Here is a 20,382-nt window from a genome sequence, read left to right on the forward strand (position 1 = left end):
CTTCGGGCTCCACAAACCGTCCAGCTCCCTACGGTGCCGTAACCTACGGCATCGTAAGTATGGCAGTGTGTCGCCCCGCGGCAAGAGCCCGTGCCTGCGCGTCCCGCCCGACACCTAGACTTGGAGCCGGTCGGACAGCGCGGTCCGCTCTGAAGAATCCCTTCCCGGACGTCCGGCCCGTATGCGGCAGCCCGCCGCGCGGCACCCGTCCGGGTTCCCTCCCAGACGAGCTTCAACACTGCAAGGAGCCGCACCTGTGAGCAGTGCCGACGACCAGACGACGACCAGCAGCGAGCTGCGCGCCGACATCCGCCGACTGGGCGACCTCCTCGGGGAGACCCTGGTGAGACAGGAGGGCCCCGAACTCCTCGACCTGGTCGAGCGGGTGCGCCGGCTCACCCGGGAGGACGGCGAGGCCGCCGCCGAACTGCTGCGCGGCACGGAGCTGGAGACCGCGGCCAAGCTGGTCCGCGCCTTCTCCACGTACTTCCACCTCGCCAACGTCACCGAGCAGGTGCACCGCGGACGCGAACTGCGCGCCCGCCGGGCGGCCGAGGGCGGCCTGATCGCCCGCACCGCCGACCGCCTCAAGGACGCCGACCCCGAGCACCTGCGGCAGACCGTCCAGCACCTCAACGTCCGCCCCGTGTTCACCGCGCACCCCACCGAGGCCGCGCGCCGCTCCGTCCTCAACAAGCTCCGCCGCATCGCCGCGCTGCTGGAGACCCCGGTCATCGACTCCGACCGCCGCCGCCACGACACCCGGCTCGCCGAGAACATCGACCTCGTCTGGCAGACCGACGAACTGCGCGTCGTGCGCCCCGAACCCGCCGACGAGGCCCGCAACGCCATCTACTACCTCGACGAGCTGCACGCCGGCGCCGTCGGCGACGTCCTGGAGGACCTCACCGCCGAACTCGAGCGGGTCGGCGTCACGCTGCCCGACGAGACCCGGCCCCTCACCTTCGGCACCTGGATCGGCGGCGACCGCGACGGCAACCCCAATGTGACCCCCGAGGTCACCTGGGAGGTGCTGATCCTCCAGCACGAGCACGGCATCAACGACGCCCTCGACATGATCGACGAGCTGCGCGGGCTGCTGTCCAACTCCATCCGCTACACCGGCGCCACCGACGAGCTGCTCGCCTCCCTGCAGACCGATCTCGAACGGCTCCCCGAGATCAGCCCCCGCTACAAGCGGCTCAACGCCGAGGAGCCCTACCGGCTCAAGGCCACCTGCGTCCGGCAGAAGCTCGTCAACACCAAGCAGCGCCTGGCCAGGGGCACCGCGCACGAGCCCGGCCGCGACTACCTGGGCACCGGCGAGCTGCTGGCCGACCTGCGCCTGCTGCAGGACTCCCTGCGCGCCCACCGCGGCGGCCTGTTCGCCGACGGCCGGCTGAACCGCATCATCCGCACCCTGGCCGCCTTCGGCCTCCAGCTGGCCACCATGGACGTCCGCGAGCACGCCGACGCCCACCACCACGCCCTCGGGCAGCTCTTCGACCGGCTCGGCGAGGAGTCCTGGCGCTACGCCGACATGCCCCGCGACTACCGCGCCAAGCTGCTCGCCAAGGAGCTGCGCTCGCGCCGCCCGCTCGCCCCGAGCCCCGCCCCCGTCGACGCCGCCGGAGCGAAGACCCTCGGCGTCTTCCAGACGATCCGGCGCGCCCTGAACGTCTTCGGGCCCGAGGTCATCGAGTCCTACATCATCTCCATGTGCCAGGGCGCCGACGACGTCTTCGCCGCCGCCGTCCTCGCCCGCGAGGCCGGCCTGCTCGACCTGCACGCCGGCTGGGCGAAGATCGGCATCGTGCCGCTGCTGGAGACCACCGACGAGCTGAAGGCCGCCGACACCATCCTGGAGGACATGCTCTCCGACCCCTCCTACCGGCGGCTGGTCGCGCTCCGGGGCGACGTCCAGGAGGTCATGCTCGGCTACTCCGACTCCTCCAAGTTCGGCGGCATCACCACCAGCCAGTGGGAGATCCACCGCGCCCAGCGCCGGCTGCGCGACGTCGCCCACCGCTACGGCGTGCGGCTGCGCCTCTTCCACGGCCGCGGCGGCACCGTCGGCCGCGGCGGCGGCCCCACCCACGACGCGATCCTCGCCCAGCCCTGGGGCACCCTCGAGGGCGAGATCAAGGTCACCGAGCAGGGCGAGGTCATCTCCGACAAGTACCTCATCCCGTCCCTGGCCCGGGAGAACCTCGAACTGACCGTGGCCGCCACCCTGCAGGCCTCCGCCCTGCACACCGCGCCCCGCCAGTCCGACGAGGCCCTCGCCCGCTGGGACGCGGCCATGGACGTGGTGTCCGACGCCGCCCACGCGGCCTACCGCCGGCTGGTCGAGGACCCCGACCTGCCGACGTACTTCCTGGCCTCCACGCCGGTCGACCAGCTCGCCGACCTGCACCTGGGCTCCCGGCCCTCCCGCCGCCCCGGCTCGGGAGTCTCGCTCGACGGCCTGCGCGCCATCCCCTGGGTGTTCGGCTGGACCCAGTCCCGGCAGATCGTGCCCGGCTGGTTCGGCGTGGGATCCGGCCTGAAGGCGCTGCGCGAGGCCGGCCTGGACACCGTGCTCGACGAGATGCACCAGGAGTGGCACTTCTTCCGCAACTTCATCTCCAACGTGGAGATGACGCTCGCCAAGACCGACCTGCGGATCGCCCGGCACTACGTCGACACCCTCGTCCCCGACGACCTCAAGCACATCTTCGAGACCATCCAGGCCGAGCACGAGCTCACCGTCCGCGAGGTCCTGCGCGTCACCGGGGAGAGCGAACTCCTCGACGCCCAGCCCGTGCTGAAGCAGACGTTCGCCATCCGCGACGCCTACCTGGACCCGATCTCCTACCTCCAGGTCGCCCTGCTCAAGCGGCAGCGGGACGCGGCGGCGGCCGGCGAGGAGCCCGACCCGCTGCTCGCCCGGGCCCTGCTGCTGACGGTCAACGGCGTGGCGGCAGGCCTGCGCAACACCGGCTGACACCGCGCACGAAGGGGGCGCCCCCGGACCCGCGCGGGTCCGGGGGCGCCCCCTTTTTCGTGCCCTCGACGGGTCAGCCGCGGCGCGTGCGGCGGGCCACCAGGTACCCGCCCGCAGCGACGAGGGCCGCCGCGGCACCCGCCAGCACACCGGCCGGGACGCTGCTGCCGGTCTCCGCCAGGCCGCCCGAACCGCCCTGGGACGAGGGCGAGGGGCCCCCGCCCGAGGTCGCCGGCGCGGTCGGGGACGCGCTCGGGGAGGCGCCGGACGAGTCGCCGGGCGAGGGCGAGGCGGAGGGCGAGTCACCGGGCGAGGGCGAGGCCGAGGGCGATCCGCCCGGCGAGGCGGAACCCGAGGGCGTGGAGCCGCCGCCCTGCTCGTCCTCGCAGTCCGTCCAGAACACCTTGTGCTTGGCGGCGCCCTTCTCGCCCGCGAAGTTCCAGAAGAGCTTGTAGTGCCCGTCCGGCAGCGACAGGTCCTCGGTACGGCCGTGGCCGGCGGCGTCCAGGGTGATGTCCCCCGACTTCACCGTCGTGCCCTTCGGCTGCCCGGTCGGCGCCCACGCCTCGATGTGCCAGCTGACCTGCTGCACCTCGTCGAAGCCGAAGGCGTCCAGGTAGAACGTGCACACATGCGGCTCGTTGCGGCGCGCTTCCTCGCCGGTGCGTGCGTCGTGGATCTTCACGGTGCCGTTGTCGCCGGGCGGCGTCGCGTGTGCGGCGGGGGCGGCGAGCAGCGCCGCCGAGACACCGGCGGTCAGCACGCCGGCGCGGATGAGGGTCGTACGCATGGGCGGTCCAGTCCATCTTCGAAGGGCGCGGAACGGGAAGACGTGGAGGGGGCGGCTCAGCATCCGGCGCGCCGGTGCGCCGGGTCAATCACGAGAACGGCACGAACGGACGGCGCACTGGCAACACCGGCCCCCGAGTGCCCCAGGACCGCCGAAAGCGGGAGAAGGCGGGTCGGAGCAGGGCAAGACGGGTCGGCGCAGGGCAAGGCGGCGGCAAGGAGCGGGCCGAGGCGGGGCGGGTCGGTGCAGGGCCGAGGCGGGGCGGGTCGGTGCAGGGCCGAGGCGGGGGCGGGTCAGAGCAGGGCGAAGGCGGCGGTCAGCAGGGCGGTGCCCGCGCCGGCCAGTACCCACGCGGCCCGGGTGCGCCGCAGGCCGCCCGCCACGACCACGGAGGCCAGCAACAGCGCCCCGCCGAGCGGCGCCCACGCGTACAGCACCCCGGCGGGACCCGAGCGGAGCACCTCGTTGGTGCCCGGCTTCACCACGACGGTGTACGTCTTCCCCTTGCGCACCGCCACCGTGTGGGTCACCTCCACCCGGTCCCTGGGCGCCGAGCCCGGGGTGAGCGGCGTGTACGGCCCGCTGCACGAGTCGTCGTCGCAGCGGGTCACCACGACCGTGCCGCGCTCGCGCCCCTTGGTCAGCATGACGTAGGGCGCGGTGTCCCAGGACGCCCACACCCCGGCGACCAGGATCAGCAGGGCGACCGTGCCCATCAGCGCGACCCGGCCGAACCGCAGCGGTACGTGCAAGGCGTGGCGGGGCACCTGACGGGAGCGGGAGGCGGAGGCGGCGGGCATGGCCGGGATCATTGGCCATGGACTCGCGCCCGGTCAACCCGAAGACCGGCCCAAGGCGGGACAAGTCAGGAGTTGTACGCGCTCTGCGCCCGCTCCAGGCCCTCCGCCAGCAGACACTCCACCGCGTCCGCGGCCCGGTCCACGAAGTAGTCCAGTTCCTTGCGCTCCGCCGCGGAGAAGTCCTTCAGCACGAAGTCCGCCACCGGCATACGGCCCGGCGGGCGCCCGATGCCGAACCGCACCCGGTGGTAGCCGGCGCCCATCGCCTTCGTCATCGACTTCAGGCCGTTGTGCCCGTTGTCCCCGCCGCCCAGCTTCAGCCGCAGCACGCCGTAGTCGATGTCCAGCTCGTCGTGGACGGCCACGACGTTCTCCAGCGGCACCTTGTGGAAGTCCCGCAGCGCGCTCACCGGCCCGCCCGACAGGTTCATGTACGACATCGGCTTGACCAGCACCACCCGGCGGCCGGCCGGACCCGGCGGGCCGATCCGCCCCTCCACCACCTGGGCCTGCGCCCTGCCCGCCCGCTTGAACCGGCCGCCCATCCGCTCGGCCAGCAGGTCCACCACCATGAACCCGACGTTGTGCCGGTTCATGGCGTACTCCGGTCCCGGGTTGCCGAGCCCTGCGATCAGCCAGGGCGCGTTCGCGGGGGTCGTCACGTCCATGTCTCCTCGATACGCGCCGGCCGCTGCCCCGCACGGGAGCAGCGGCCGGCGAAAACGACGGTGGTCGGGCGGCTCAGGCCTCCGCGACCTCTTCGCCCTCGCCCTCGCCCTCCGGGGCCTCCTCGGCCTGGGCGGCCAGGACCTGCAGCACCACGGCGTCCTCGTCCACGGCCAGCGACACACCGCTCGGCAGGGTGATGTCCTTGGCGTGCACGGAGGCGCCCGCCTCCAGGCCCTCCACCGACACGGTGACCTGCTCCGGGATGTGGGTGGCCTCGGCCTCGACCGGCAGCGCGGCCAGGACGTGCTCCAGCAGGTTGCCGCCCGGGGCCAGCTCGCCCTCGGCGTGGACCGGGATCTCGACGGTGACCTTCTCGCCGCGCTTGACCAGCAGCAGGTCGACGTGCTCCAGGAAGCCCTTCAGCGGGTCGCGCTGCACGGCCTTCGGGATCGCCAGCTCGTTGCTCTTGCCGTCGATGTCCAGCGAGATCAGGACGTTCGGCGTACGCAGCGCGAGCAGCAGCTCGTGGCCCGGCAGCGTCAGGTGCAGCGGGTCGGAACCGTGCCCGTACAGCACACCGGGAACCTTGTTGTCACGGCGGATGCGGCGGGCGGCGCCCTTGCCGAACTCGGTGCGGGTCGCGGCGGTGATCTTCACCTCGGACATGCTCTTTCACTCCTCGCAGTAGTAAGGGGACTGGTCACCCGGCCACACGAACGGCCTGCTACGAAGAGCGCGTCGATTACGGACCGCCGTATCCGCCCGAGAACGGTTACGGCCTCCCTCGCCGAGCAACTGGAGCAGTCTACTCGGCTGGGGAGGCCGAACCCAAAACGATCTCGATCGATCACCGACGGCGTCGGAGAATGATCGTTACTGCTCGTCGAACAGGCTGGTGACCGAACCGTCCTGGAACACCTCGCGCACCGCCGAGGCGATCGTCGGCGCGATCGACAGCACCGTGATCTTGTCCAGTTCCAGCTCGCCCGGCGTCGGCAGCGTGTTGGTGAACACGAACTCGCTCACCTTGGAGTTCTTCAGCCGGTCCGCGGCCGGACCGGACAGCACACCGTGCGTGGCCGTCACGATGACGTCCTCCGCGCCGTGCGCGAACAGCGCGTCCGCCGCCGCGCAGATCGTGCCACCGGTGTCGATCATGTCGTCCACCAGCACGCAGATGCGGCCCTTCACATCACCGACCACCTCGTGCACGGTGACCTGGTTCGCCACGTCCTTGTCGCGCCGCTTGTGCACGATGGCCAGCGGCGCGCCCAGCCGGTCGCACCAGCGGTCCGCCACCCGCACCCGGCCGGCGTCCGGGGAGACCACCGTCAGCTTCGAGGGGTCGACCTTGTGGCCCACGTAGTCCGCGAGCAGCGGCAGCGCGAACAGGTGGTCCACCGGCCCGTCGAAGAAGCCCTGGATCTGGTCCGTGTGCAGGTCCACCGCCAGGATCCGGTCCGCGCCCGCCGTCTTCATCAGATCGGCCACCAGGCGCGCCGAGATCGGTTCACGGCCCCGGTGCTTCTTGTCCTGCCGCGCGTAACCGTAGAACGGCACGATGACCGTGATGGAGCGGGCCGACGCGCGCTTGAGCGCGTCGATCATGATCAGCTGCTCCATGATCCACTTGTTGATCGGAGCGGTGTGGCTCTGGATCAGGAAGCAGTCCGCACCGCGGGCCGACTCCTGATAGCGCACGTAGATCTCACCGTTGGCGAAGTCGAAAGCCTTGGTCGGAACGACCCCGACACCCAGCTCGTGGGCGATTTCCTCGGCAAGCTCGGGGTGGGCGCGGCCGGAGAAGAACATCATCTTCTTCACGCCGGTCGTCTTGATCCCGGTCACAGCAGTGTCTCCTCAGAGGGGTGTTCGCAGCTGGATGTCGAGAAGCCCTCACCAACCGTGCCAAACCGTGCACGAGAGGCCCTCTCAGCTGATGGGGGTGCGGTGTGCACTTATCACGGTACGCCGTGTTTGACGCGCCCGTTTCCGGTCAGGCCTCCTCGCCCGGCTCCCGGGACGCCGCCTCGGCCGCCTTCGCCGCCGCGCTCCCCGGACGCTTGCGGGCCACCCAGCCCTCGATATTCCGCTGCTGGCCACGGGCCACGGCCAGCGAACCGGGCGGTACGTCCCGCGTGATCACGGACCCGGCGGCGGTGTAGGCGCCGTCCCCGATCGTGACAGGTGCCACAAACATGTTGTCCGAGCCGGTACGGCAGTGCGAGCCCACCGTGGTGTGGTGCTTGTCCTGCCCGTCGTAGTTCACGAACACGCTGGCCGCGCCGATGTTCGTGTGCTCTCCGATCGTCGCGTCGCCGACGTAGGACAGGTGGGGCACCTTCGTCCCCTCGCCGATCGCGGCGTTCTTCGTCTCCACGTACGTACCGACCTTGGACTTGCGGCCCAGCCGCGTCCCCGGCCGCAGGTACGCGTACGGCCCCACCGACGCCTCGGGGCCCACCACGGCCCCCTCCGACACCGTGTTGTCCACCCGCGCCCCGGCGCCCACCCGGGTGTTGGTCAGCCGGGTGTTCGGCCCGACCACACAGCCCTCGGCCAGATGCGTGCTCCCGTGCAGCTGCGTGCCCGGCAGGACCGTGACGTCCTGCTCGAAGGAGACCGTCACGTCGACCCACGTCGTCGCCGGGTCCACCACCGTCACGCCGGCCAGCATGGCCTGGGTCAGCAGCCGCTCGTTCAGGATCCGGCGCGCCTCGGCGAGCTGCACCCGGTTGTTGATCCCCGCGATCTCCCGGTGGTCGTCCGCCACGCAGGCGCCGACCCGGTGGCCGGCCTCGCGCAGGATCCCCAGCACGTCCGTGAGGTACTCCTCGCCCTGGCTGTTGTTGGTGCGCACCTTGCCCAGCGCGTCGGCCAGCAGCCGCCCGTCGAAGGCGAACACCCCCGAGTTGATCTCCCGGACCGCCCGCTGCTCCTCGCTCGCGTCCTTGTGCTCCACGATCGCCGTGACCGCGCCCGTGGCGGGGTCGCGCACGATGCGCCCGTAGCCGGTCGCGTCCGGCACCTCGGCCGTCAGCACGGTGACCGCGTTGCCGTCCTCCTGGTGCGTCCCGGCCAGCCGCGCCAGGGTCCGCCCGGTCAGCAGCGGGGTGTCCCCGCAGACGACGACCACGGTCCCGTCCACGGCGCCGCCGAGCTCCTCGAGCCCCCTGCGCACCGCGTGCCCGGTGCCCTTCTGCTTCTCCTGCACCGCGGTACGCGCCTGGGAGTCGACCTCGGCGAGGTGCGCGGTCACCTTCTCCCGTGCGTGCCCGACCACCACGACGAGGTTCTCGGGCTTCAACTCGCGGGCGGCGGCGAGCACATGGCCGACCAGGGAACGGCCGCAGATCTCGTGCAGGACCTTGGGTGTGGCCGACTTCATACGGGTGCCCTCACCCGCTGCGAGAACGACGACGGCGGCCGGGCGAATGGCGCTCACGGGATGCCCTTCGGCTTTTGGGTGGGGTGGACATCCGCAGGATACCGGGGCGGTTGGCGGGCGACATGAGTGTGGGTCCCGGCCGTGCGGCCGGGACCCGGACTGGGCGGATGCTCCCCTGCCAGGACTCGAACCTGGAACAAATCATCCAAAGTGACCCGTGTTGCCAATTACACCACAGGGGATGGTGAAGCCCTCCAAAGCGGACATTCGATCGGTCCGTTGAGGTCGCCGGACCTACTATGCCGCACCACCCCCCTTCGACGCGACGGCATGAGCGGGCGCCCGGGTGCGGCGACCCGGGGCGGCGGCCGGCCGTGGCGGCTCGGGGGCGGCCGTGGTGGCTCGAAGGCGGTCGCGGAGGCCCGGGGGCGGTCGCGGCGGCCCGCCGCGAGGGTGTCCCATGCGTACCGTCCGGGCGGTCTGCGGGGATCCGGGGGGCGGTGGGGGAGTGGATCAAGAGTGCGAGGGATATCGGCCGGTTTTGTTGTTATTCGATTACGGAGGGTGGTGTAGGGCGGTAGCGGAAACTCGCCGGAAAAGGCGGGGTCGCCGCCCGTAGGCTGGAGGGCATGACCAGGACGGGGGAAGACCACAGGGCGGCCGGGGACGGGCCGTGGTGGTGGGTGCGGTGGCGCAGTGCGGTACTCGACGGAGGTCTCGCGCTGGCGTCCGCGCTGGAGTGCGGGGCGGAGGGGGTGCCCTTCGCCCGGGACGCCGGGATACCGGTGGCCGTGGGCGTGGTGTTCGGGCTGCTCGCCGGGTCCGTGCTGCTGATCCGGCGGCGCTGGCCGATCGCCGTCGTGCTCGTCGCCATCGCGGTCACTCCGGCCCAGATGGGCTTTCTGATGGGGATCGTCGGGCTGTACACGCTGGCCGCGTGCGAGCTGCCCCGGCGGATCATCGTCGCACTGGCCGGTATGTCACTGGTCGGGACGATGATCGTGACGTTCGTCCGGGTGCGGCAGGACATGGCGCGCGGCGATCTGACGCTCGGGGACTGGTTCGTGCCCTTCGCGGCGGTCGCCACGTCGCTCGGCCTGACGGCCCCTCCGCTCCTGCTCGGCCTGTACGTGGGCGCGCGGCGGCGGCTGATGGAGTCGCTGCGCGAGCGGGCGGACAGCCTCGAGCGGGAGTTGCAGCTGCTGGCCGAGCGGGCCGAGGAGCGGGCCGAGTGGGCCCGCAGCGAGGAGCGCACCCGGATCGCCCGCGAGATGCACGACGTGGTGGCGCACCGGGTGAGTCTGATGGTGGTGCACGCGGCGGCGCTGCAGGCCGTGGCGCGCAAGGACCCGGAGAAGGCGGTGAAGAACGCCGCTCTGGTGGGCGACATGGGCCGGCAGGCGCTGACCGAGCTGCGGGAGATGCTCGGTGTGCTGCGCGCCGGCGACGGTCCGCCGCGGCAGCGGCAGCGGGAGCGGCAGCGGGAGCCGGAGGCGGCTCTCCCGCTGGCGGCGGTGGGCGCGGCGGCGGCCGTGGCGGCGTCCCGGGCGCCCGGGGACGAGGGGTCCGCCGCCCCGGTGGAGGGGCCGTACCTGTCGGAGCTGGAGGAGCTGGTCGGACAGTCGGCGGCGGCGGGGATGGTGGTGAGCCTGTCGGTCGAGGGCGAGGCCCGGCCGTACGCGGCGGAGGTGGAGCAGACCGCGTACCGGGTGGTGCAGGAGGCGCTGACGAACGTCCACAAGCACGCGGCCGGGGCGAAGACGCGGGTGCGGCTGGCGCACCGGGCCTCGGAGATCGCGATGCAGGTGGAGAACGAGCCCCCACCGGAGCCGGCGTCGGCCTCGGCGGGACTGCCTTCCGGGGGAAACGGTTTGCTGGGGATGAAGGAGCGGGTGGCCGCGCTGGGCGGGGTCTTCGTGTCGGGGCCGACGGACGCGGGGGGCTTCCGGGTGTCGGCGGTGATCCCGGCGTCGGCCGCGATGTCGTAGCGGCACGTCGCCTGCGGGTCCGGCGGCGGTGTCGTAGCGGCGCGTGGTCTGCGGGTCCGGCGGCGGTGTCGTAGCGGCGCGTGGCCCGGCGGTTCGCCCGCGCGGTGCGGCGCGGGAGGCTGCGGTGGGGCTCGGCCCGCGCGGTGCGGCGCGGGAGGCTGCGGTGGGGCTCGGCCCGCGCGGTGCGGCGCGGGAGGCGTGGTGGGGGTCAGCCCGCTGTGAGGCGGACCGGTGCTATGCCGGAGACGAGGGCGGACAGGGCCTGGTCGATACCGGGTCCGAGGTACCAGTCGCCGGTGTGGTCCAGGGCGTAGACCCGGCCCTCGGCGTCGATGGCGAGCAGGGCCTCGGTGCCGGTCTCCGCGCCGAGGGGGCTCACCTCGGTGCCGAGGGCGCGGCCGAGGTCGCCCAGGGTGCGGGCCATGTGCAGGCCGTGCAGCGGGTCGAGGTGGCAGGCGGCCGGGGCGACCTGCCGGCCGGGCCCGGTGGGCGTGATGCGCAGCCCGCCGAACTCGGCCCAGGCCTCGACGGCGGCCGGGAAGACGCTGTGCCGGTGGCCGGCCGGCGAGGTGTGCTCGCGCAGGGTGTCGGCCCAGACCTCGGCCTGCTTCATGTCCCAGCGCCCCGGCCGCCAGCCGGCGGCGCGCAGGGCCGCGTCGACGGGGACGGCGAAGCGGGGCGGCAACGCCCCCTGCTCCGGCGGAGCCGGGAGCCGGGGCGAGGTGGTGCGGTCGGTGTGCATCTGCCCTTCGATCGTCGAGGCGGCGGGGGTCGTGCCGGGCCGGCGGCGGCGCACGGCGGGGCGGGGCGGCCCGTGGTCAGTCGTCCTGGGCGGCCGGGTCGACGATGCGGACGCCGAAGTGGGCGCTGAGGGCGGTGCAGGCGCGGCAGGGCGCGGCGAACCCGCCGTGCAGCGGGTCGCCGTCCTCACGGATGTGCCGGGCGGTGAGTTTGGCGTGCTTGAGGGCCTTGCGGGCCTCGCCGTTGGTCATGGGCCTGCGCGCCGCGCGTTTGCTGCGGGCGGCGTCGGCGGCGGCGATGTGCCGGGAGATGAGGATGGTCTCGGCACAGCGTCCGGTGAAGCGGTCGCGCTGGGCGCTGGTGAGCGCGTCGAGGAAGTCCCGGACGAGCGGGTGCAGCGGCGGCGGTTCCTCGCCGCGGGCGGCGGTGCCGGTGAGGGTGGCGCCGCGGACGGACAGGGCGGCGGCGACGGTGGGCAGTATGCCGTCGCGGCGGTGGCGGAGGGCGGGCGCGTGCGGCGTCTCGGCGCCGCTCCAGCCGATGCGGGGGTCGCCGGAGGCGCCGGCGTGCGGTTCCGTCTGCGTCGCGTTCATGATCATCAATCCCTCCCGGGCATCCCCCCGAAGGACACAGAGTGCCAAATGCCGTGGCCGCTGCGGAAGCTGGGGCGGTGCGACACGCCCGTGGCGGGGCGGTGCGTCACGGCGGGGTGACGGCTGGTCACGGGCGCGGGCCGGCCGGGCGCGACCGCCCGGGGCCGGGGGACCCGAGGCCCGGTGACCGGTGTCGGCGTACCGCATAGGCTGTCGGGCAGGCCGCGCTGTGCGCGGTGGACGCGTTGGAGAGTAGTAGTCGATACGGACGCGGTGGGCCGGAGCGCTGAGCGGCCGTCCCGCCGCGGGCCGTACAGAGCGCCGCAGGGGGCAACCGCCATGACGACAGGTCGGCTCGGGCTGGGGGCACCACCCGGCCGCCAGGCTGGGGGACAGGCCGCGCCGCCGAACGCGGCCTACGCCGGGCAGGTCGTGCACTTCCCGGATCCGGTACGGGCCGCCCGTCACCCCAGAGGGGTACGGGTGGACGAGCGCGGTTACCCCGACTTCTCGCCGTACGCGCGGGCGGCGGCGGAGATCGCGGATCCGCCGGAGGGCTTCGGCGTCGACGAGTTGCGGCTGACCGACTACGTCTCGGCGAACGCGGCGCTGGCGGCGACGGGCCACGAGCTGTGGGACACGGTGCCCAACGTGGCGACGCCGCACGGCTGGACGTGGCACCACGTGGCCGGCGGCCGGCGGCTGGAGCTTGTCCCGGTGGAGGTGAAGGCGCTGCTGCGCCACCACGGCGGGATCGCCACCGCGCACGTCGAGCAGGGCAAGCGGGGCACCCGGCCGCTGCAGGAGACGCGGCCGGCGCACTTCGGGCTGCCCAAGTCGGGTGTGGCGGTGTCCGAGCAGCAGGTGCAGGGGGTCGAGGAGGACCTGGGGTACCGGCTGCCGGGCGCGTACCGGTCGTTCCTGAAGGCGGCGGGCGGGTGCGCGCCCGTGGGCACGGCGCTGGACGCGGAGTTGGGGCTGCTGATCGACCAGCCGTTCTTCACGGTGCGCGAGGAGGCGGCGGTCAACGACCTGGTGTACGTGAACAAGTGCCTGCGCGACCACCTGACCAAGGACTATCTGGGCGTCGGTTTCGTGCAGGGCGGGCTGCTCGCCGTGAAGGTCAAGGGCGACCGGCTCGGTTCGGTGTGGTTCTGCGCCTACGACGACGTGCGCGACGTGGATCCCTCGTGGACGCAGGCCGAGCGGGTGGAGCGGCTGCTGCTGCCGTGCGGTGAGGACTTCGACGTGTTCCTGTCCCGGCTGGCGGGTTCTCCGCCGGAGTTGGAGACGGTGGCCAACCTGATGGTGGACGGCGGCTTCGCGCGCGCCGTTCCGGTGTCCTCCGGCTCGCCGGTGGGGGAGTGAGGTCGAGCGATGGTGACGTTCGCGCAGGCGCAGGAGCGCGCCGAGGAGTGGATCAACGGCGACGTGCCGGCGTACCAGCACCGTGAGGTGCGGGTGCGGGAGTTCGGGCTCGGCTTCGTCGTGTGGGCGGAGGACCGCGAGGGCGGGCCGCGTTCGGGGGACGGCGCGCAGCGGCTGGTGATCGCCCGGGACAGCGGGGAGGCCACGCTGTGGCCGGCGCTGCCCGTGGGCGAGGTGATCCGCCGCTACGAGGAGGAGTACGGCAGGGCGGACGTCGTCGAGGACGCGGTGCCCGCGCCCCCGGCCCGGGTCGATCTGAACCAGACGTCGTTCCTGCTCAGTCCGCCGGAGTGGCTTCAGGAGGCGGCGGACAAGCTGGGCATCCCGGACCGGCGGTCGGGCGCGGGCGCGGGTCCCGCCTCCGGCGCGGCGGCTCAGGGGGCGTCCGGCCCGGGTACGGCCGCTCCGGGTGCGTCCGGCCCGGGCGGGTCCGGGGCCGGTGCGTCCGCCGCGGCGGGGAGTGCCTCGCTGCCCCGGACCGAGGCGGGAGTGCCGGCGGGCGCGCCGGCGTCCGCGCCCGCGTCCGCGGGCGCAGGAACCGCAGCGGGTACGGGTACGGGCGCCGCGGCCGGTGCGCCGGGTGCGCCCGCCGGGGCGACGCCCTGGGCGGGTACGGACACCAACGCCGAGGGCGGCGAGGACCGTTCGGTGCCCCTGCCCGCGACCGTGTTCGCACCGCAGCTCGGCGACAACGACGACGACACCCCCGCGCCCACCGCCGCCCCGCCGGACGCCAAGACGGCGCTGATGAGGGGCGGCAGCGCGCTGCCGCGCACCACGGTGGCGCCCGCGGTGGACGGCCCCGGCGGCCCCGGCGGCCCGGGAGGCCCGGCCGGCCCCGGTGCGCAGACCGCTCCGCCGGTCCCGGGCGTGCCGGGCGGGCCCGCCGCGGGACCGGGCACGCCCCCGCCTGCGCCTCCGGGCGGTGCGCCGTACGGCCCTCCGCAGGGTCCCGGCGCGCCCGGTGCGCCCGCCGGCCCGGCGGGGCCCGGCACCCCGCCCCCGCCGCCCGGTGCGCCGCAGCCTCCGGGGAGGCCGCCGGCGCCCGACGCCGGTGACATCGCCGACGCCGCGACGAGCAAGGCGGCGCCGCCGTCGCGCCGTGGGCGGGGCGGGTCCACCACGCCGCCGCCGCCGTCCGCCCCGGGTGTGCCCGGCGCACGGCCGGGCGGTGCTCCGGTGCCGCCCCCGCCCGGTGCGCCGGGTGCCGGGGGCGCGTACGTGCCGACCCAGCTGGTGTCGTCGCTCGGGCCGAACGGCCCCGAGGGCGCCGCCGGTTCCGGCGCTCCCGCCGCTCCGGGCGCGCCGCAGCCGCCCGGTGCGCCCGGTGCCCCCGGCGGACCGAACCCGCCGGGCGGTACGCCCCCGGGCGGGGTCCACCACGCGGCGACGATGCTCGCCGACCCGCACCAGCCGGGCGCCCCGCAGCCGCCCGGCGCCCCGGCCGCCCCGGGGGCTCCCGGGGCTCCCGCCGTTCCCGGCGCTCCCGCCGCGCCCGGGGCCGTGCACCACGCGGAGACCATGCTGGCCGCACCGCCCGCCGGCGGCCCGGGCGCGCCCGCCGCCCCCGGTACGCTCCCGCCGCCCCCGGCGCCGGGCGCCCCCGCCGGTCCCCCGCAGCCGATGCCGCCGGGCGCGATGCCTCCGCCTGGCGCGATGCCTCCGCCTGGCGCGGTGCCTCCGCCTGGCGCGGTGCCTCCGCCTGGCGCGGTGCCTCCGCCTGGCGCGGTGCCTCCGCCTGGCGCGGTGCCTCCGCCTGGCGCGATGCCTCCGCCCGGCGCGATGCCTCCCCCCGGTGCGGTGCCTCCGCCCGGTGCCATGCCCCCGCCCGGGCAGCCGTCGGCGCCGGGGCAGCCGCTGCCCGGTCAGGCGGCCCCCGGGCTTCAGCCGCCGGCCGGTTACGGCTATCCGCAGCCCGGTCAGCCCGTCGTCGGGCCCGGTTACCAGGCCGTGCTGCGCTACCGCGCGCAGGACGGCTCCGAGCAGCAGCTCATCCGGCGTTCGGCGCCGGGCACGCCGCACCCGGAGTGGCAGATCTTCCACGAGCTGCGGGCGATGAACGTGCCCCCGGACCAGGTGCTGGAGCTGCACACGGAACTGGAGTCGTGCCAGCTGCCCGGTGCGTACTGCGCGCGGATGATCCGTGAGCAGTGGCCGCAGGCGCGGATCACGTCCATCGCGCCGTACGGCACCGACCACGCCAGCCGGCAGCAGGGCATGCAGCAACTGCTCGCCCACCAGGGCGAGTTGCACCAGGTGGCCGACGGGCCGGCGCGGCCGGGGCCGGTGCGTGCGCCGCTGCCGCCGGTGCAGCCCGCGCCGCCGGTGCCCCCGGAGGCGATCGCGCAGGAGCTGGCGGCCTCCTTCGGGCCGGGGGTGTTCCGGTTCGAGCAGGCGGCGGTCTCCCGTGAGGGCGTGCCGCCGATCGTGGCGCACACGCTGGTGGTGGCCGGGCTGCCGGTGGACATGGGGCCGTTCTTCTGGGCGCAGGCCCAGCCGGGACGGCCGGTGCCGACCCTGGCGGAGCTGGCGGCCGAGCGCGGGGTGCAGCCGGCGCCGGACGCGGGGTCGTACCTGGTGATGGGCAGCGACTTCGGCAAGGCGATCTGCGTGCAGTACGGCACGGCGAACATCGTGGCGGTGCCCGTGGAGGCGGGGCCGGGCGGTACGTCCGTACCGCCGCAGTTCGTGAACACCGGGCTGCCGGAGTTCGCGCGCTGCCTGGCGCTGCTCGGACGGATGTGGCGGCTGCGGTACGGGCTGAACCAGGAGCAGGCGGGCCGCTGGACCGTCGACTTCCAGGCCCAGCTCGCCGCGCTCGACCCGGCGGCGCTCGGTTCGCCCGAGAGCTGGTGGTCGGTGCTGCTGGAGCAGATGTGGGACGGGCTGCTGTGAGCGCCTGAGCGCCTGAGCGCCTGAGTGTCTGGGCGCGTGAGCGCCCGGTTTCCTGAGCGCCCGAGGGTGTGGGGCGTGTGGGGGCCGGACCCGGTCGTGTGACCGGGTCCGGCCCCTTTTTACCGCTCCTTGTGCGGGAAGTGGCCGAGTTCGCCGGTGTGCGGGCCGGGAGCGCCCGAATGGGTGCCCGGAGTGTCGCGTTATGAACATTTACGCCCAATACACCAAGATGTCCGCGACATCATCAGGTCGCGTCCGTTCGGCTGGTCCGGCGGAGAGGGGTTGCTCGATGAGAAGCGCACCGCGGTCGCCTCACGGCCCCACGGTCCAGCGGGGGCGCGGCTACCGGCCCGCCCAGGTGGACGCGTTCGTGCAGGCGCTCTCCGACGACCGGGACGCGGCCTGGGAGCGCGCCGCGCGGCTGACCGTGCTGGCCAAGCACATGGAGGCGGACCTGGCACGGCTGCGGGAGACCGCGGCCAGGCTCGGCCCGCAGACCTACGAGTCGCTGGGCGACGGCGCCCGGCGGCTGTACCGGCTGGGGCAGCAGGAGGCGCAGGCGCTGCGGGACAACGCGCGGCACGAGGCGCAGCGGCTGGTGGAGGACGCGCGGGCGTACGCGGACCGGGTGCTGCGGACCGCGCGGGTGCACGCGGAAGGAATGCGCGCCGAGGCGGAGGAGCGGGCCCGGCAGCGGCTGCTGGCCGCGCAGGCGGAGGCCGACACGCTGCGGATCGCGGTCCGGCGCGAGGTGAAGGAGTGCCGCGGCGAGGCGATGGCCGCGCTGCGCGAGATGCGGCAGCGGACCACCGGGATGCTCGCCGAGCAGGCCCGTGAGCACGCCGCCCGGCTGGCCGAGCTCGAACGGGAGTACGCCGGGCGGGAGGCCGCGCTGGAGGCGGAGCACGCCGAGCGCGTCGCCGCCGCCGAGGAGGCGCTGCGCTCGGCGACACAGGCGCTCGCCGACGCCGAGGCGTGGGCGCGGCGCGGACCGGAGCAGGCGCGGGCGCGTTCGGCGGAGGTGCTGGCCGGGGCGCGGCTGCGCGCGGAGACCATCGCCCGCGAGAACGAGCGGGTGCTGCGCGAGCACGGCCGGGTGTGGGAGGAGATGCAGGCGCAGCTGGACACGGTGCAGAGCGACATCGCGGCGCTGACCGGGCGCCGCTCGGGGCGGTAGCCCCGGGGCGCCACCGGGCGGCGGCCCGCGCGGGGACGCGGGGCGCCGCCCGGTCGTGCCGGCCGGGCCGGGGAGCACGGGGCTCCGCCGAGCCGGGCCGGCCGGGTGATCGGGGCACGGGGCACCGCCCCGGCCGGGCCGACCGGGCGGCACGGTGGGCCGGCCCGGCGCGGCCAGTCGCGGCCCGTCGCGGCCCGGGCGGGTCCGCCGCAGCTTCCGGTCAGCGGGTCAGCGGGTCAGCGGGTCAGCCGGTCAGCGGGTCAGCGGGTCAGCGGGTCAGCCGGTCAGTGGAACAGCCGGTCAGCCGGTCACTGGAACAGCCGGTCAGCCGGTCCTCCGCGCCGCGCCCGCGAGGATCCAGCTCTCGACCGCCTCGTACTGGTGGCGCTGTTCCTGGGCCTTGCCCCGGCCGGAGACCACCGTGCCCAGCCAGCCGAACAGGAAGCCGAGCGGGATGGTGACCAGGCCGGTGGTGGTGAACGGGAAGAAGTTGAAGTCCGCCTCGGGGAAGGCGGCGGCGGGGGAGCCGGAGACCAGGTTGGTGCCCGGCATCAGCAGCAGCACGGACAGTGAGCCGCCGATCAGGGTGCTCAGCAGGCCGGTGCGGGTGTAACGGCGCCAGAACAGGCCGTAGACCAGGGCGGGCGCGATGGCGGAGGCACCGAGGCAGAAGCTCAGGGTCACCAGCGGCTGGAGGCTGCGGTGCTGGACGAGCGTGGCCAGCAGGATCGTCGGCACGCCCACTGCCAGCGCCGACAGCCGGGCCAGCGTCATCTCCCGGCGGGCCGGCATCTCCCGGACCCGCGCCGCGAAGACGTCGTGGGCCAGGGAGTTGGCGCAGGCGAGGATCATCCCGGCCACCGAGGCGAGCAGCGTGAGGAAGAGCGCCGTGGTGACGGTGGTGAACAGAAAGGTTTCGCCGGACGAGATGTCCGCCCCGAACGCCGCCCGGGAACCCAGCAGATAGGCCGTGTTGCCCTGCGGGTCGGCGCCCGCGATGACGGCCCGCCCGATCAGCGCGGTGGCGCCGAAACCGACCACGGTGACGACCAGCACGAACAGGGCCACGCTGGAGACCGCCCAGGACATCGACCGCCGTACCTGGCGGGCGCTGGAGGCGGTGTACATGCGCATGGTGACGTGCGGCAGACAGGCGCCGCCCAGCACCACGGTCAGCTCCGAGGTGATCATGTCCAGGCGGGGACTGGCGCCGCCGGTGAACTCCAGCCCGGAGCGCAGGAACGCCGGCCCGACCCCGCTCTGGGCCGCCGCCGCGTCGAACAGGGCCCCCGGGTCCCAGTCGAACCGGTGCAGGATGAGCAGGGCGACCACCGCGCCGGACCCGAGCAGCATCACGATCTTCACGATCTGGATGAGGGCCGTGCCCTTCATCCCGCCGATCGCCGCGTAGCTGATCATCAGGGCGCCCAGGCCGATCACGCAGCCGGTCTTCAGGGAGTCGTTGGAGAAGCCGAGGATGAACGCCAGCAGCTGCCCCGTGCCCGCCAGTTGGACCAGCATCAGTGGCACCAGCGCGGCGATGGTGACCGCGCACGCGGCGATGCGCACCGCCCGTCCCGGCATCCGCCGGGCCAGCGCGTCGCCCATGGTGAACCGGCCCGCGTTGCGCAGCGGTTCGGCCAGCAGGAACATCATCAGCATCAGCGACAGCGTGGTGCTGAGCGCCAGTACGATCCCGTCGTAGCCGCACAGGGCGATCACCCCGCCGGTGCCGAGCACGCTCGCCGCGGAGATGTAGTCCCCCGCGATGGCCAGGCCGTTGCGCATGGGGGACAGCGAGCCGTAGCCGGTGTAGAACTCGTCGAGGTCGTCGCGGTCGGGCCCGGTCATCACGCACAGCAGCAGGGTGATCGTGGCGACGGAGGTGAACGCGACCAGGGACATCGTCTGCGCGGAACCGCTGAACTGGGTCGTCATCGTGCGGCCTCCCGCTGGGCGTCCAGCTCGGCCCGCTTGCGGATGCGGTCCGCGAGGGGGTCGACGTAGCGGCGGGCGGTGTGCTCGTAGAGGGCTATCGCCAGCCAGGTGACGGGCAGCTGGACCAGGGCGAGCACCAGGCCGGTGGGCAGCCCGCCGACGAGTTCGCCGGTCATGAAGGACGGCGCGTAGGCGGACAGCACCAGGAACAGCGTGAAGTACCCGAGCGCGGTCAGCGCGGCGGTGCGCCGCTGCCAGCGGTAGGCGCCGCGCAGCAGACGCAGGTCGCCGTGGTGGCCCTGCGCGTCCCGCCGGTGCGGCGGTACCGGCAGCGGGTCCGGCTCCGGCGCCGCCGGCTGCGGCTGCCAGGGGTAGGTCGGGTACGACGGCGACGAACCGTACGACGGCGGCGAACCGTACGACGGCGGCGAACCGTACGACGGCGACGAACCGTACGACGGTGGACCGTACGGCGGGAAGGGGTGGGGCGGGTGTGACGGGAGCGGCTCTTGCGACATCCCAGGCTCCTCCGGTGGCGGCTCTGGCAGGGGAGTGGGGGGTGGGACGGTGTGGTCCACGCACGCTACTCGGGGGCCCGGCGCCGCGTGGCGTTTTCGTCAAACTGAGTGGTCGGTATGCGCGTGCCGCGCGGCCTCGGGCCCCCTCCGCCGCCACCCGCGCGGGGCCCCGCTGTTCGGCCCGGAGGTGGAGCCGACCCTGAGACGGTCTCCACCTGTCGGTGGACAGCCCCTAGGGGTAGCTCCGTACCAGGGTCGGGGACGGTTCGTACCGACGGAGGACGAGAAAGCGCGGGGGCGTCCTTAACCTGGCTTTACGCCGCCGGGGGCTGGGGGAGCCGACGGGGTGGGGTTTTCCCCAGCAGAAGACTGCGCCGGGCACCAGCGCGCCGCAGGGGCCTCACCGGCCAGACTCGGGCAGCGGGCGAGAGCCGCCGGCCCGGCGGCCGGCGCCGGCTGCACACGCACCCG

At 74.2% G+C, this 20,382-nt stretch carries 15 protein-coding genes and 1 tRNA gene; 5 read left to right on the plus strand and 11 right to left on the minus strand.

Annotated elements, in window-relative coordinates; genetic code table 11:
• Positions 1 to 256: 256 nt before the first annotated feature.
• Positions 257 to 2,986, plus strand: a complete 2,730-nt coding sequence (gene ppc / locus ACI2LW_RS21320; RefSeq protein ID WP_404732776.1) for a phosphoenolpyruvate carboxylase — start codon at positions 257 to 259, stop codon at positions 2,984 to 2,986.
• 73 nt (positions 2,987 to 3,059) lie between these two features.
• Here the strand turns inward: ppc and ACI2LW_RS21325 are convergent, their stop codons facing one another.
• From ACI2LW_RS21325 to ACI2LW_RS21355, 7 genes are all read right to left on the minus strand, one after another.
• Positions 3,060 to 3,776, minus strand: a complete 717-nt coding sequence (locus tag ACI2LW_RS21325) for an LPXTG cell wall anchor domain-containing protein (RefSeq protein ID WP_404732777.1) — start codon at positions 3,774 to 3,776, stop codon at positions 3,060 to 3,062.
• Positions 3,777 to 4,069: 293 nt separating this feature from the next.
• Positions 4,070 to 4,588: a hypothetical protein gene (locus ACI2LW_RS21330; protein ID WP_404732778.1), complete on the minus strand. Its 519-nt coding sequence runs from the start codon at positions 4,586 to 4,588 to the stop codon at positions 4,070 to 4,072.
• Positions 4,589 to 4,641: 53 nt separating this feature from the next.
• Positions 4,642 to 5,244, minus strand: coding sequence for an aminoacyl-tRNA hydrolase (pth, locus tag ACI2LW_RS21335; protein WP_404732779.1), 603 nt, complete (start codon positions 5,242 to 5,244; stop codon positions 4,642 to 4,644).
• 73 nt (positions 5,245 to 5,317) lie between these two features.
• Complete coding sequence (locus ACI2LW_RS21340) at positions 5,318 to 5,911, minus strand: 50S ribosomal protein L25/general stress protein Ctc (RefSeq protein WP_404732780.1); 594 nt, start codon at positions 5,909 to 5,911, stop codon at positions 5,318 to 5,320.
• Between the two features lie 207 nt (positions 5,912 to 6,118).
• A complete protein-coding gene (locus ACI2LW_RS21345; RefSeq protein WP_404732781.1) occupies positions 6,119 to 7,093 on the minus strand; it encodes a ribose-phosphate diphosphokinase in 975 nt (324 codons plus the stop codon).
• Positions 7,094 to 7,241: 148 nt separating this feature from the next.
• Entirely contained in the window at positions 7,242 to 8,690 is a 1,449-nt protein-coding gene (gene glmU / locus ACI2LW_RS21350) for a bifunctional UDP-N-acetylglucosamine diphosphorylase/glucosamine-1-phosphate N-acetyltransferase GlmU (RefSeq protein ID WP_404732782.1), read from the minus strand.
• Positions 8,691 to 8,803: 113 nt separating this feature from the next.
• Positions 8,804 to 8,875, minus strand: a tRNA-Gln gene (locus ACI2LW_RS21355).
• Between the two features lie 387 nt (positions 8,876 to 9,262).
• On the opposite strand from ACI2LW_RS21355, the gene ACI2LW_RS21360 reads away from it, so the two are divergent.
• The gene (locus ACI2LW_RS21360) at positions 9,263 to 10,621 is read left to right on the plus strand and encodes a sensor histidine kinase (protein ID WP_404732783.1); all 1,359 of its coding nucleotides are present in this window, start codon (positions 9,263 to 9,265) and stop codon (positions 10,619 to 10,621) included.
• Positions 10,622 to 10,829: 208 nt separating this feature from the next.
• On the opposite strand, the gene ACI2LW_RS21365 is transcribed toward ACI2LW_RS21360, so the two are convergent.
• Entirely contained in the window at positions 10,830 to 11,363 is a 534-nt protein-coding gene (locus ACI2LW_RS21365) for an SUKH-3 domain-containing protein (RefSeq protein ID WP_404732784.1), read from the minus strand.
• Positions 11,364 to 11,439: 76 nt separating this feature from the next.
• The gene (locus ACI2LW_RS21370) at positions 11,440 to 11,964 is read right to left on the minus strand and encodes a YwqJ-related putative deaminase (protein WP_404732785.1); all 525 of its coding nucleotides are present in this window, start codon (positions 11,962 to 11,964) and stop codon (positions 11,440 to 11,442) included.
• 330 nt (positions 11,965 to 12,294) lie between these two features.
• Between ACI2LW_RS21370 and ACI2LW_RS21375 the strand changes: the two genes are divergently transcribed.
• The 3 genes from ACI2LW_RS21375 to ACI2LW_RS21385 all read left to right on the plus strand — a co-directional run bounded on the left by ACI2LW_RS21375 (position 12,295) and on the right by ACI2LW_RS21385 (position 17,455).
• The gene (locus ACI2LW_RS21375) at positions 12,295 to 13,323 is read left to right on the plus strand and encodes an SMI1/KNR4 family protein (RefSeq protein ID WP_404732786.1); all 1,029 of its coding nucleotides are present in this window, start codon (positions 12,295 to 12,297) and stop codon (positions 13,321 to 13,323) included.
• A gap of 9 nt (positions 13,324 to 13,332) precedes the next feature.
• Positions 13,333 to 16,278, plus strand: coding sequence for an SUKH-4 family immunity protein (locus ACI2LW_RS21380; RefSeq protein WP_404732787.1), 2,946 nt, complete (start codon positions 13,333 to 13,335; stop codon positions 16,276 to 16,278).
• Between the two features lie 289 nt (positions 16,279 to 16,567).
• Positions 16,568 to 17,455 carry a DivIVA domain-containing protein gene (locus tag ACI2LW_RS21385; protein ID WP_404732788.1) on the plus strand — a complete coding sequence of 296 codons (888 nt, stop codon included), beginning with the start codon at positions 16,568 to 16,570 and terminating at the stop codon, positions 17,453 to 17,455.
• 324 nt (positions 17,456 to 17,779) lie between these two features.
• On the opposite strand, the gene ACI2LW_RS21390 is transcribed toward ACI2LW_RS21385, so the two are convergent.
• A complete protein-coding gene (locus ACI2LW_RS21390) occupies positions 17,780 to 19,393 on the minus strand; it encodes a cation acetate symporter (protein ID WP_404732789.1) in 1,614 nt (537 codons plus the stop codon).
• Positions 19,390 to 19,911 carry a DUF485 domain-containing protein gene (locus ACI2LW_RS21395; RefSeq protein ID WP_404732790.1) on the minus strand — a complete coding sequence of 174 codons (522 nt, stop codon included), beginning with the start codon at positions 19,909 to 19,911 and terminating at the stop codon, positions 19,390 to 19,392. Before ACI2LW_RS21395 ends, ACI2LW_RS21390 begins: the two co-directional genes overlap by 4 nt.
• Between the last annotated feature and the right edge of the window lie 471 nt (positions 19,912 to 20,382).

It is taken from the genome of Streptomyces sp. NPDC004065 (genome assembly GCF_044903565.1).
Classification (GTDB): domain Bacteria; phylum Actinomycetota; class Actinomycetes; order Streptomycetales; family Streptomycetaceae; genus Streptomyces.